The organism is Ruegeria sp. H8 (assembly GCF_056532905.1).
Genome location: NZ_JBQFNY010000002.1, coordinates 311,077 through 323,329, shown reverse-complemented (window position 1 = coordinate 323,329; position 12,253 = coordinate 311,077). Strand labels below are relative to the sequence as shown.

At 59.3% G+C, this 12,253-nt stretch carries 11 protein-coding genes; 7 read left to right on the top strand and 4 right to left on the bottom strand.

Annotated features, from left to right (window positions below):
* The first annotated feature begins 65 nt into the window (after nt 1–65).
* From ACR0A2_RS07965 to ACR0A2_RS07950, 4 genes are all read left to right on the top strand, one after another.
* On the top strand, nt 66–1,097 hold the full coding sequence (locus ACR0A2_RS07965; RefSeq protein ID WP_480834678.1) for a TRAP transporter substrate-binding protein: 1,032 nt from the start codon (nt 66–68) through the stop codon (nt 1,095–1,097).
* A gap of 90 nt (nt 1,098–1,187) precedes the next feature.
* A complete protein-coding gene (locus ACR0A2_RS07960; protein WP_171231174.1) occupies nt 1,188–2,540 on the top strand; it encodes a glutamine synthetase family protein in 1,353 nt (450 codons plus the stop codon).
* Between the two features lie 94 nt (nt 2,541–2,634).
* Nucleotides 2,635–4,017 carry an aldehyde dehydrogenase family protein gene (locus ACR0A2_RS07955; RefSeq protein WP_480834677.1) on the top strand — a complete coding sequence of 461 codons (1,383 nt, stop codon included), beginning with the start codon at nt 2,635–2,637 and terminating at the stop codon, nt 4,015–4,017.
* 67 nt (nt 4,018–4,084) lie between these two features.
* Entirely contained in the window at nt 4,085–5,230 is a 1,146-nt protein-coding gene (locus ACR0A2_RS07950) for an iron-containing alcohol dehydrogenase (protein WP_480834676.1), read from the top strand.
* A 60-nt stretch (nt 5,231–5,290) separates the two neighbouring features.
* Here ACR0A2_RS07950 and ACR0A2_RS07945 read toward each other — a convergent pair whose 3' ends face one another.
* Both ACR0A2_RS07945 and ACR0A2_RS07940 read right to left on the bottom strand, forming a co-directional pair.
* Entirely contained in the window at nt 5,291–6,523 is a 1,233-nt protein-coding gene (locus ACR0A2_RS07945) for an HlyD family secretion protein (RefSeq protein WP_171639030.1), read from the bottom strand.
* Nucleotides 6,520–6,948 carry a hypothetical protein gene (locus ACR0A2_RS07940; protein ID WP_480834675.1) on the bottom strand — a complete coding sequence of 143 codons (429 nt, stop codon included), beginning with the start codon at nt 6,946–6,948 and terminating at the stop codon, nt 6,520–6,522. Before ACR0A2_RS07940 ends, ACR0A2_RS07945 begins: the two co-directional genes overlap by 4 nt.
* A 162-nt stretch (nt 6,949–7,110) precedes the next feature.
* Here ACR0A2_RS07940 and ACR0A2_RS07935 point away from each other — a divergent pair, with 162 nt between their 5' ends.
* From ACR0A2_RS07935 to ACR0A2_RS07925, 3 genes are all read left to right on the top strand, one after another.
* Complete coding sequence (locus ACR0A2_RS07935) at nt 7,111–8,184, top strand: NAD(P)/FAD-dependent oxidoreductase (protein WP_480834674.1); 1,074 nt, start codon at nt 7,111–7,113, stop codon at nt 8,182–8,184.
* Complete coding sequence (locus ACR0A2_RS07930) at nt 8,181–8,834, top strand: DUF938 domain-containing protein (protein ID WP_480834673.1); 654 nt, start codon at nt 8,181–8,183, stop codon at nt 8,832–8,834. The genes ACR0A2_RS07935 and ACR0A2_RS07930 overlap by 4 nt, the downstream gene beginning before the upstream one ends.
* Before the next feature lie 72 nt (nt 8,835–8,906).
* Nucleotides 8,907–9,242, top strand: a complete 336-nt coding sequence (locus ACR0A2_RS07925) for a carboxymuconolactone decarboxylase family protein (protein ID WP_171329503.1) — start codon at nt 8,907–8,909, stop codon at nt 9,240–9,242.
* A gap of 42 nt (nt 9,243–9,284) precedes the next feature.
* Here the strand turns inward: ACR0A2_RS07925 and ACR0A2_RS07920 are convergent, their stop codons facing one another.
* Both ACR0A2_RS07920 and ACR0A2_RS07915 read right to left on the bottom strand, forming a co-directional pair.
* Nucleotides 9,285–11,792 (bottom strand): GcvT family protein, encoded by a 2,508-nt coding sequence (locus ACR0A2_RS07920; RefSeq protein WP_480834672.1) that lies wholly within the window; start codon nt 11,790–11,792, stop codon nt 9,285–9,287.
* Nucleotides 11,793–11,934: 142 nt separating this feature from the next.
* Nucleotides 11,935–12,213, bottom strand: a complete 279-nt coding sequence (locus ACR0A2_RS07915) for a hypothetical protein (RefSeq protein WP_480617896.1) — start codon at nt 12,211–12,213, stop codon at nt 11,935–11,937.
* Nucleotides 12,214–12,253: the final 40 nt, after the last annotated feature.

Sequence of the window (12,253 nt, the reverse complement as noted above, 5' to 3'; positions counted from 1 at the left end):
CCGGATCAAACCGGGGCTTCGCGGGCAATCCCCGCACAATCGAAACTGACCAACGGAGAGAGAGAATGACGAACAGACGTACATTTCTGAAAGGTGCTGCGGCCGCTCCCGCCGCTGCTCTGGCGACGCCTGCACTGGCGCAATCGACCATCAGATGGCGGATGCAGACCTATGCCGGCCCGGCGCTGGCCGAACACGTGATCGACCCGGCCATCAAGATGTTCAACACGATCGCCGGTGACCGGATGCAGATCGAGCTGTTCTATGCCGACCAGCTGGTTCCCACGGGCGAGCTGTTCCGCGCCATGCAGCGCGGCACGATTGATGCCGTGCAGTCGGATGATGACTCGATGGCGTCGCCCACCGAGGTCACCGTGTTCGGCGGCTATTTCCCCTTTGCCTCGCGCTACTCGCTGGACGTGCCGGTTCTGTTCAACCAGTACGGGCTGAACGAGATCTGGGACGAGGAATACTCGAAAGTCGGCGTCAAGCACATCTCGGCCGGTGCCTGGGATCCGTGCCACTTTGCAACGAAGGACCCGATCAACAGCCTGGCGGACCTTCAGGGCAAACGTGTGTTTACCTTCCCGACCGCGGGCCGCTTCCTGTCTCAGTTCGGCGTTGTGCCGGTCACCCTGCCCTGGGAAGACATCGAAGTCGCGGTGCAGACCGGCGAGCTGGACGGCATCGCGTGGTCCGGCATCACCGAAGACTACACCGTCGGCTGGGCGGATGTGACCAACTACTTCCTGACCAACAACATCTCGGGCGCCTGGGCCGGTTCGTTCTTTGCCAACATGGACCGCTGGAACGAGCTGCCCGAAGATTTGCAGACCCTGTTCCGCGTCTGTACCGATCAGTCCCACTATTATCGTCAATGGTGGTACTGGGGCGGCGAGGCCAGCCTGCGCGTCAACGGAGACAAGATGCAGCTGACGACGATTCCGGACGAAGAATGGGCAACTGTCGAAGCCGCGGCCGTTGCCTTCTGGGACGAGATCGCAGCCGAATCCGAAACCAAGGCGAAGGTTGTTGAAATCTTCAAACAGTACAACGCCGACATGCTCAAGGCTGGACGGCCCTACCGCTACGGCTAAGACTTGGCCAAGCGACCCGCCCCTTGCTTGGGGGCGGGTCTGACAGGACGAATGGCCGATGAAGGATTTCGGCAAAGACAAAGGTGGCACATGCTCACGTTCGAACATCTGAAAACGCAGGTATCCGAAGGTTCGGTTGATACGGTTTTGGTCTGCATGGTGGACATGCAGGGCCGGTTGATGGGCAAGCGTTTTCACGCGGGCCATTTCGTGGCAGGCGCATGGGAAGAGACCCATTGCTGCAACTATCTGCTGGCCACCGATCTGGAGATGGCGACACCCGATGGCTACGCCTCGACCAGTTGGGAACGGGGCTATGGCGACTATGTCATGAAACCGGACCTCAGCACCCTGCGCCCGGTGCCGTGGCTTGAAGGCACGGTGATGGTGATGTGTGACGTGCTGGATCATCACACGCACGAGGAAGTGCCGCACGCGCCGCGTTCAATCCTGAAAAAACAGGTCAGCCGTTTGAAAGCCATGGGCTATGACGCCATGACGGCGACCGAGCTTGAGTTTTTCCTGTTCGAGAAAAGCTTTGACCAGATCCGCAAGGAAGGTTTCCGGAATCTGGAGCCGATCTCGGGCTATAACGAAGACTATCACATCCTTCAGACCACCAAGGAAGAGCATGTGATGCGCCCGATCCGCAACCATCTGTGGGATGCGGGCATACCGGTTGAGAACTCCAAAGGTGAGGCCGAGACCGGGCAGGAAGAGCTGAACATCAAATACGCACCCGCGATGGAAACAGCCGAGTATCATTCGATCGCCAAGAACGCTGTGAAAGAGATCGCGTGGCAACATGGTCACGCAGCGACGTTCCTGCCGAAATGGCACCACGAGAAAGTCGGCAGTTCGTCCCATGTGCACCAGTCACTGTGGGCGGATGGACAGCCTGCCTTCTATGACGCCGGGGACGATCTGGGCATGTCGGCGCTGATGAAAAGCTATATGGCTGGGCTGCTGAAATATGCCCCTGATTACACCTATTTCATGGCGCCTTACATCAACAGTTACAAACGCTTCATGAAAGGCACCTTCGCGCCGACGCGGATCATCTGGTCCGTGGACAACCGCACCGCCGGGTTCCGCCTGTGCGGTGACGGCACCAAGGCCGTGCGTGTCGAGTGCCGGATTCCGGGCTCGGATATGAACCCCTATCTGGCGATGGCTGGCATGCTGGCGGCAGGGATCGCGGGCATCGAGGAAGGGCTGGATCTGCAACCGCCGACCAAGGGCGACGTTTATCAGGGTGAGACTGCCATGATCCCGGGCAACCTTCGTGCGGCGCGGGATGCACTGCACGGATCGGTCATGTTGCGCGCGGCCATGGGCGATGACGTCGTCGACCACTATACCCGTGCCGCGGAGGTCGAGATCGAGGAGTTCGAACGCGTGGTGACGGATTGGGAAATCGCCCGCGGATTCGAGCGGGCGTGAGGTCGGGTCACGCTGGGGGCTCTGCCCCCAGACCCCCGGGATATTTTGGGCCAGATGAAGCAGGGATCCTGTTTCTTTCGGAAATGGAGCGAAAATGGGGCAGATGTTGAAATGTGTCTCGCCGATCGACGGATCGGTTTATGCCGAACGTGAAGTGTTGTCGCGAGAGGCCGCGTTCGGGGCCGCGGCGCGTGCTCGGGCTGCTCAGGCGGAATGGGCGGCCCGTCCGTTGCAGGAGCGGATCGATCTTGTGATGGCGGGTGTGGCCGCCATTGGCGCCATGAACGATGAGATCGTGCCGGAACTGGCCCATATGATGGGTCGCCCTGTGCGTTATGGCGGCGAATTCGGTGGATTCAACGAACGCGCCAGCCATATGGCGGAGATTGCCGAGACGTCCCTGGCAGATATCGCCGTCGGCGAGGACGATACGTTCAAGCGCTATATCAAGCGCATTCCTCATGGGGTGGTCTTTGTGGTGGCGCCCTGGAACTATCCCTACATGACGGCGATCAACACGGTGGCCCCGGCGCTGATCGCGGGCAATACGGTCGTCCTGAAACACGCGACACAGACGTTGCTGGTGGGCGAGCGCATGGCAAAGGCGTTCCATTCGGCAGGTGTGCCCGAGGACGTATTCCAGAATGTGTTCCTGAGCCACGACGTCACCAACGACCTGATCGCGGGCAATGCATTTGACTTCGTGAACTTCACCGGATCAGTCGGCGGCGGTCAGGCGATGGAACGTGCCGCGGCGGGCACGTTTACCGGCGTTGGCACCGAGCTGGGCGGCAAGGATCCCGGCTATGTCATGGACGACGCCGACCTGGATGCAGCGGTCGACACGCTGATTGACGGTGCGATGTTCAATTCGGGCCAGTGTTGCTGCGGAATCGAGCGGATCTATGTGCACGAGAGCCTTTTTGATGACTTTGTCGCCAAGGCGGTGGACATCGTGAAGGGTTACAAGCTGGGCAACCCGCTGGATGCCGAGACGACGATTGGCCCGATGGCCAATGTGCGGTTTGCCGATGAGGTGCGAGCCCAGATCGCCGAGGCGGTTGCAGCCGGTGCGGTCGCGCATATCGACACCTTCGCAGAAGACGATGGTGGCGCGTACCTAACACCGCAAATCCTGACCAATGTCACTCATGACATGCGCGTGATGCGGGACGAAAGCTTTGGGCCCGTGGTGGGCATCATGAAAGTGTCTTCGGACGAGGAGGCCATCGCATTGATGAATGACAGTGAGTTTGGCCTGACCGCCAGCCTGTGGACCCGCGATGTGGATCGTGCGGCGCGGGTGGGTGACCGGATCGAAACGGGGACTGTGTTCATGAACCGCGCCGATTATCTGGACCCCGGCCTGTGCTGGACGGGCTGCAAGAATACCGGGCGCGGCGGCGGTCTGTCCGTCATCGGATATCACAACCTGACACGTCCCAAATCCTACCACCTCAAAAAGGTAACGGGCTAAGGACGACGGCCTGCTTCGGACCCACCCCCTCGCCGAAGCAGGCCTTATTTTGCAAAGGAAACCTGACATGACACTTGTTGGAAACTGGTCCTATCCGACCACCATCAAATTCGGAGCCGGGCGCATCGGGGAATTGCCCGAAGCCTGCGCCGCCGCCGGTATGAAGAAACCATTGCTGGTCACGGACAAGGGACTGGCCGATCTGCCCATCACCACCGCGACACTGGATATCATGGAAGCCGCCGGACTGGGCCGCGGCCTGTTCAGCGATGTGGACCCCAACCCGAATGAGAAGAACCTGGAAGCCGGAGTTGCGGCCTATAACGCAGGTGGCCATGACGGGGTGATCGCCTTTGGCGGCGGCTCGGGGCTGGATCTGGGCAAGATGGTCGCTTTCATGGCCGGTCAGACGCGCCCCGTTTGGGATTTTGAGGATATCGGCGACTGGTGGACACGAGCCGATGCCGACGTGATCGCGCCAATCATTGCCGTTCCGACCACCGCAGGGACAGGATCGGAAGTGGGCCGCGCGAGCGTCATCACCAATTCCGAGACCCATGCCAAAAAGATCATCTTTCATCCCAAGGTTCTGCCGACCGTGGTGATTTGCGACCCGGAGCTGACCGTCGGGATGCCCAAGTTCATCACGGCAGGAACAGGCCTGGACGCCTTCGCGCATTGCGTCGAAGCCTTCTCGAGCCCGCATTATCACCCTATGAGCCAGGGCATCGCGCTGGAGGGTATGCGACTGGTGAAGGAATATTTGCCACGTGCCTATGCAGACGGCACCGATATCGAGGCCCGCGCCCAGATGATGAGCGCTGCCGCCATGGGCGCAACGGCTTTCCAGAAGGGCCTTGGCGCGATCCACGCGATGAGCCACCCAATTGGCGCGGTATTCAACACCCATCATGGCACCACGAACGCGGTCTGCATGCCCGCGGTGCTGGACTTCAACGCCCCGGCCATTGCAGACCGGTTCCAGCAAGCTGCGGCATATCTGGGCATCGACGGCGGCTTCGACGGTTTCCGCGCCTTCGTGCAGAATTTCAACGACAGCCTTGGCATCCCCCGCAGATTGTCCGACCTGGGTGTGACCGAAGCTTCAATCCCAGAGCTTGTCGAAGGGGCGATCATCGATCCGTCATGCGGCGGCAACCCGATTGAGTTGACGAAAGACAACCTGACGCAGCTGTTCAAAGCAGCGCTGTAAGAAACCAAAGGGCCCGGCGAAACTTGCCGGGCCCTTTGCGTTCGGATTGCCAAGATCAGATCAATGCCCGGTCAAAACCAGAGTGTTCACCGGCATCAGGATCAAACGCAGGCGCAGACCCGCGGCATGCACCACGCCGATCGTGTCGACCACGTGCAGGAAGGCCGCCTCCCAAAAGCCCAGATCCTCGTGCTCCAACCGCTCGTGGTTGTCTGTGTAGACATTGGCCAGACAATTGCTGCCCGGCGGAATGTCATCGGCCATACCTTTGTACAGCGGTTCCATATAGACCAGAATCGAGCCCGGATTGTTGTTGCTCTGCACGTCCCGCAATTCGTCCGATGGGCGGATCTGGCCAGACGGGATGACATCCTGCACCTCGACCACCACGGTGGGGATCACGGTGAATGGCTTTGTCATGCAACCCAATTCACCAATCATGCCCGGCTTGATCACCTGGGCAGAAAGCTGGCTGAAAGCAGCCTGAAAACGATCATGCCCTGTGTGCGATGGCACAAGAATGCCCGCGGGGCGCAACAACGGGCTTACGTAGTCACCGACCTGAAGGCCGAACTGTTCGACCCGCCCTGTGACGCCCGCGGTGATCACCGTTTTGTCCAACTCGGTCTGTGCAGCATCCAGTTGCGCAATGGCACTGGCCAGCTGCGCGGGGATCAGTTCTTCGATCTGCTGCTCAACCGCGGCACGTTTGGATTCCGCTGCAAGAACCTGGGCCTCTCGCTCGGCGACAAGGTTTTCCAGCCTCTCAATCTCGGCCAGCCTCACGGCGCTTGAACCTTCGTCGCGCAAGGTCGTGTTGCGTTCAAGATCCTCCAGAGACTGCGCAAGGGCTGCCTTGGCACCTGCAATTCCAGCTTCCGCCTCGGCCAAGTCGGTTTCCGCAACCTTAAGCGAGGCCTGCACCTGTGCAATCTGCGCATTTGCCGCCTGAACCTGGGCAGTCTGGCTGAAATCCTCGATCCGGAAAATCGGTTGACCCGCAGTTACCAGTTCGTTGTTCTTGACGAAAACCTCGGAAACACGGCCGCCCAATTGCGGCAGAATGGTCACCGTCCGGAAATAGGATGCCGCGGTTTTGCTGGCCGGATGAAAGTAAAACAGCGTGGTGATCACGGTCAGCGCCAGAATGGCACAGGTGGTCAAACCCCAACGCAGTTCGTACCACATGGTGAACAAGGTAATCTCGTGACCGATCCGCTTGCCCTGTACAAAACGGCGGAACAGATAGTCGGGCAGCACCGTTATCAGGGCGCAGAGCATGGTCTCGATCATGTGGATTGCTCCTGCGCATCGCTGGGTCCAGGTTCTGGCGCAGCCGGCACCGTTGTTTCAGGCACTGGTTCCAACACAGGTGACCGACCCAAAGAACGAATGGCATCGGCAATGTTTCGAAGCGGGGTGGCAAAATCCGGGAACTGGAACCCTGCGACCAATATTGCAGCAACCCAGAAAAGCCCATTATGTGTAAACAACGCCAGCAGCGCCAGAATACCCACCAACTGAAATTGCGGGTGATTGTTTTCGTGGGCCATTTTTTCAGGAACCGAATGCAGCGTCAGGTATCCGACACCGATCAGCACCACCAGAACGACAAAAAAAACGACCATGGCGGAGAAAAGGTAATCGCTTCCGTCAGCTGCGACAACGTATCTGGGAATATGCCCTGTGGCCATTGGATGAAGGTCTGCTGCGGTCACCTTACCCTCCTGTTTATTTTGATACTTCTTTGACCGGGTTGAAGCACAATTTCAAGGCTGCTTATAGTCCGGAAACCCGAACGCGTGGCGAATGAGGAGCTCTGGCGCCAGCATGAAACTCAAGAAACCTGTAGCGTCTTTGCTCAAGATGGATCGCAAGTCATGATTGATTTTCTGATAATCGGAGGCGGCATCGCCGGGCTGAGCGCCGGTGCGCGCCTGTCGCGGCACGGAACCGTGATGGTTCTGGAAGCGGAAGACGCCCTGGGCTATCACGCGTCGGGCCGGTCAGCGGCCTTGCTCGAAGAAAGCTATGGACCGCCTTCGGTCGTCGCACTGAACAAAGCGGGGGCTGCCTTTCTTCATACGCAGAATGGCGGTTACCTGACCCCGCGCGGATTGATGCTGGTCGGAGCAATTGACCAGCCCGACATGTTCGAAGCCGATTGCGCCGATCTCAACATGGTGAAAATACCGATGGAACAGGCGATATCCCGCGTTCCGATCCTGAATCCGGACAAGGTCGGGTTTGCAGCCATCAGCGAAGCTGCCTTTGACATCGATACGGATCGCCTGTTGCAGGATTTCGCCCGGACCATCCGGCAAAACGGGGGAACGGTTTCGACGAAAAGCAGAGTCACCGGTATTCGAAAAGAAAAACACTGGGTGGTTGAGGCCGGTGAGATCTTTGAAGCCCGCACTCTGATTAACGCAGCCGGGGCCTGGGTGGATGAGGTTGCACAGCTTGCAGGGCTGCCCGGTATCAGCATCACACCTCGCCGTCGGTCAATGGCGCGTCTTCCCGCCCCCGGAGGGCATGACGTTTCTGTCTGGCCGATGATGCTGGGCGCCGGCGAAACATGGTACGCCAAACCGGATGCGGGCAAGCTGCTAGTCTCACCATCCGAAGCCGATCCGGTTGCGCCACAGGATGCTTATGCCGATGATATGGTGCTGGCAGAGGGTCTGGCACGGTATGAGGAGTTGATGACCGAACCTGTCACACGGGTGGAAACGAATTGGGCGGGCTTGCGCAGTTTTGCCCCGGACGGGACCTTGGTGCTTGGGCGCGACCCACTGGATCCGTCGTTTGTCTGGTGTGGCGGTCAGGGCGGGTATGGATTTCAAACCTCACCGGCGGCCTCGCAACTGCTGTGCGATCTTGTTGTCGGAAACACACCCGAACTGGAACCTGACATAGTAGGCATGTTGACCCCTGACAGGCTGGAACGATGATCAAACGCAGCCTCCCTTCTTCTGCAAGCGTCGCCGCTGCGTCTGAAGATGGCAAGCTGGTGGCCCCGGCAGCATCCCGGAACACCGACGCCCTGTGTGCAGTGTTGCAAGAATGGGGCCCGTCCCAGGGCCAGGCATTGGAAATCGCAAGCGGGACTGGTCAGCATGTCAGGGCCTTCGCCGAAATGCTGCCCGGGCTGGCCTGGCAGCCTTCGGAAGTTGCCCCTGAGCGGCGCGTGAGTATCGATGCCTATACCCGTAACCTGCCAAATGTCGCGCAGGTCGCAGAACTGGATGCAACGCTTTCGGGCTGGCACAGGCGGTTTTACGGCCAGGATCTGATCGTTCTGATAAACTTGTTTCACTTGATCAGTTGGCAGGAAACCAAAACCATCATTTCAGAAGTCGCCCAATCCCTGTCACCAAAGGGGCGGTTCATCTTGTACGGCCCGTTCAAACGCTCGGGCCAACTCACCAGTGACGGGGATGTCCGCTTTCATAAGGCTTTGATCCAGCAAGACCCGGAAATCGGCTACAAAAACGACGCGGACATTCTGAATCTGCTCGAAAACGTCGGGCTTCGCACGCTGGCACCGGTCGAAATGCCTGCCAACAATCTTGCGTTCATTGCCGAACGCCCTGACGTCTGATCGAGATCAAAGTCAAACAACCGCGTCCCAATTCATATTCCGGTTACTAGATATGAAGAAGGGCACTCAGCAATGGCATGGCAAGAAAAACTCTCGGCAACACGAAAGAGTTTGCGAAACCTGAACGGATCCATTCCCGATACGACACGCGCATTCGGAGCGCTTGGCAAAGCCGTCAAAGAGGGCGGGACGCTCGACTACAAGACCAAGGAACTCATTGCGTTGGGCATGTCAGTCACCCTGCGATGCGAACCCTGCATCACCCTGCACACCGAAGCTTTGATCAAGGCCGGTGCGACACGGGAAGAAGTGTCCGACGTGTTGGCCATGGCGATCCAGATGGGCGGCGGCCCAGCCATGATGTACGCGGCCAAGGCGCTGGAATGCTTCGACGAACTGTCTGGATGACAAAAAGAAAAGGCCCCGAAGGTTTCCGGGGCCTTTCTTCGATCAACCGTCCTTGCGGATGGTTTCGTTTTTCGGGTCGTAGGGGCTGTCGCAGGTCACGACCGCATCCCACAGCTTGTCCTGCATCTTGACCTTCAGCTTTGTACCTTCGACTGCCAGCTCGGGCTTCACATAGCCCATGCCGATGGATTTCTCGAACACCACGGAATACCCGCCCGAGGTCAATCGACCCGCGCGTTCACCTTCCGGTGTGTACAATGCCTCGCGGCCCCATGGGTCGGCATCCTCCGGCCCGTCGATCAGCAGCGTACAGCACTTCACGCGCACGCCGGTCTCTTCCAGCTTGGCCTTGCCGTGGAAGTCTTTCGACAGATCGACAAAGCGCGGCAGGTCGGCCTCCAGCGGGGTCGCGTCACGGCCCAGTTCGGTGCCGAAGGCGCGATAGGATTTCTCCTGCCGCAGCCAGTTCTGAGCGCGGGCGCCGACCAGCTTCATGCCATGCTTCGCGCCGGCTTTTTCAAGCAGGTCGAACAGGTAGTTCTGCATCTCGATCGGGTGGTGCAGTTCCCAGCCCAGTTCACCGGTATAGGCCACGCGGATCGCGTTGACAGGGCACATGCCCAGTTCGATCTGGCGCGCCGACAGCCATGGGAAGCGCTTGTTCGACAGGGCGGTTTCCGGATCGGCGTCCTTGATGACCTCTTTCAGAACGTCACGCGACTTGGGTCCGGCGATGGCAAAGACGCCCCATTGCGTGGTCACGTCCTGGATCTCGATATATCCGAACTCCTCCATCTTGTCCTCGGCCGCCTTGCGCAGATAGTCGGCGTCGTACTCGGTCCAGGCTCCGGCAGAGACGAGGTAGTAGTTGTTCTCGCCATTGCGGACGATGGTGTATTCGGTACGGGTGGTGCCGTGCGAGGTCAGCGCGTAGGTCAGGTTGATACGACCGACCTTGGGCAGCTTGTTGCAGGTGAACCAATCCAGGAACTGGGTGGCACCGGGGCCTTTGACGACGTGCTTGGTGAAGGCCGACGCGTCGATCAGGCCAACGCCTTCGCGGATCGCCTTGGCTTCTTCGACGGCATATTGCCACCAGCCGCCACGACGGAACGAGCGGCTTTCCTTGTCGAAGTTCTCGGGCGCATCGACGGGGCCGAAATAGTTCGGACGTTCCCAGCCGTTGACCCAGCCGAACTGGGCACCGCGTGCTTTCTGTCGATCATATGCCGGAACGGTCCGCAGCGGGCGGCAGGCTTCACGCTCTTCGTCCGGGTGGTGTAGGATGTAGACGTGCTCATAGCACTCTTCGTTCTTGCGGGCCGCGAACTCGGTGGTCATCCAGTTGCTGGAATACCGTTTGGGGTCCAGCGAGGCCATGTCGATCTCGGCTTCGCCATCGACCATCATCTGCGCCAGATAGTAGCCGGTGCCGCCTGCCGCGGTGATGCCAAAGCTGAAACCTTCGGCCAGCCACATGTTGCGCAGGCCCGGCGCAGGGCCGACCAGCGGGTTGCCGTCAGGCGTATAACAGATCGGGCCGTTGAAGTCGTCTTTCAGACCGGATTCAGCGCAGGACGGCACGCGCTCGGCCATGGCCATGTACTGATCCGCGATCCGATCCAGATCCAGCGGGAACAGATCCGCGCGGAAGCTGTCCGGCACACCGTGTTCAAACCGGGCGGGGGCGCCATGTTCATAGATACCCAGAATCCAGCCGCCGCGTTCTTCACGGGCGTAGGATTCGTTGTCGGCGTCGCGCACGACGGGGTGTTCCGGGTTGCCTGCTTCGCGCCATTTGACCAGTTCAGGGTCCTTGTCCATGACGATAAACGTGTGTTCGACCGGGATCGCAGGCATCTTGATGCCCAGCATCTTGGCGGTGCGCTGTGCGTGGTTGCCCGATGCAGTGACGACATGTTCGGCAGTGATCACGACCTTTTCGTCGCTTTCGACAAGGTTGCCGCCTTTTTCCACCATCTTGGTGCAGGTGACTTCCCAATGGGTGCCGTTCCAGTGGAAGGCATCCGCCTGCATCTTGCGCACGATCTCGACGCCACGCTGACGGGCCCCCTTGGCCATCGCCTGCGTCACATCAGCGGGGTTAATGTAACCGTCTTCGGTGTGGTAGATCGCACCCTTCAGATCCGATGTCTCGATCAGCGGCCAGCGTTCTTTGATCTGCTCGGGGGTCAGCCACTCATAGGCAACATCGCAGGTTTCGGCGGTGGAGGCGTAGAGCATGTACTCGTCCATACGCTCCTGCGTCTGTGCCATGCGCAGGTTGCCGACGACGGCGAAGCCCGCGTTCAGCCCGGTTTCTTCTTCCAGCGTCTTGTAGAAGTCGACCGAGTACTTGTGGATGTGCGTTGTCGCATAGGACATGTTGAACAATGGCAGCAGACCAGCCGCGTGCCAGGTGGACCCGGACGTCAGTTCGTCCCGTTCGATCAACATCACATCGTCCCAGCCCGCTTTGGCCAGATGATAGGCAATCGAGGTCCCAACGGCGCCGCCGCCAACGACCAGTGCTTTGACTTGGGTTTTCATAACCGGGCGTCTCCCCTTGAAATCAGTTGACACCATATGGCGCACTTGAGGGGGATCGCGCGACATTCATCCGACCAGTGATATGAAAAAAACGACCCGATCATCGAATGCGGGCCGCAGATCGGTCATGAAACCCGTGAGCTCAACCGCTGGAGCGACAGCGCTTGCTTGTCCCGATCGTGGTGCAGACGAGTTTCTTAGTCTCCTCTGCCGGTGTCTTCGCCGCAGGTTCCTCTGGCTGTACAGGTTGAGCCTTTGCATCAAGCCGACCGTCCGAAATCCCGACACGCGTGGATACCGAGGCAACATAACCTTTGAGGCCCAGCCCGGTCTCGGATGCCTTGGCCTGCTGATAATAATCCAGCCCAGCAACGACAACTCCACAGACTGCTGCAAACCCTGCCAGATATTTTGCACTCATGTCGACCACCTGTTCTCAATCGAGGATTGTGAAACCAGAA

Bases quoted from the DNA above. Each gene is read 5' to 3' on its own strand.
- ACR0A2_RS07955 (WP_480834677.1), top strand. From the start codon at position 2,635: ATGGGGCAGATGTTGAAATGTGTCTCGCCGATCGACGGATCGGTTTAT.
- ACR0A2_RS07960 (WP_171231174.1), top strand. From the start codon at position 1,188: ATGCTCACGTTCGAACATCTGAAAACGCAGGTATCCGAAGGTTCGGTT.
- ACR0A2_RS07930 (WP_480834673.1), top strand. From the start codon at position 8,181: ATGATCAAACGCAGCCTCCCTTCTTCTGCAAGCGTCGCCGCTGCGTCT.
- ACR0A2_RS07915 (WP_480617896.1), bottom strand. From the start codon at position 12,213: ATGAGTGCAAAATATCTGGCAGGGTTTGCAGCAGTCTGTGGAGTTGTC.
- ACR0A2_RS07950 (WP_480834676.1), top strand. From the start codon at position 4,085: ATGACACTTGTTGGAAACTGGTCCTATCCGACCACCATCAAATTCGGA.
- ACR0A2_RS07920 (WP_480834672.1), bottom strand. From the start codon at position 11,792: ATGAAAACCCAAGTCAAAGCACTGGTCGTTGGCGGCGGCGCCGTTGGG.
- ACR0A2_RS07925 (WP_171329503.1), top strand. From the start codon at position 8,907: ATGGCATGGCAAGAAAAACTCTCGGCAACACGAAAGAGTTTGCGAAAC.
- ACR0A2_RS07945 (WP_171639030.1), bottom strand. From the start codon at position 6,523: ATGATCGAGACCATGCTCTGCGCCCTGATAACGGTGCTGCCCGACTAT.
- ACR0A2_RS07965 (WP_480834678.1), top strand. From the start codon at position 66: ATGACGAACAGACGTACATTTCTGAAAGGTGCTGCGGCCGCTCCCGCC.
- ACR0A2_RS07935 (WP_480834674.1), top strand. From the start codon at position 7,111: ATGATTGATTTTCTGATAATCGGAGGCGGCATCGCCGGGCTGAGCGCC.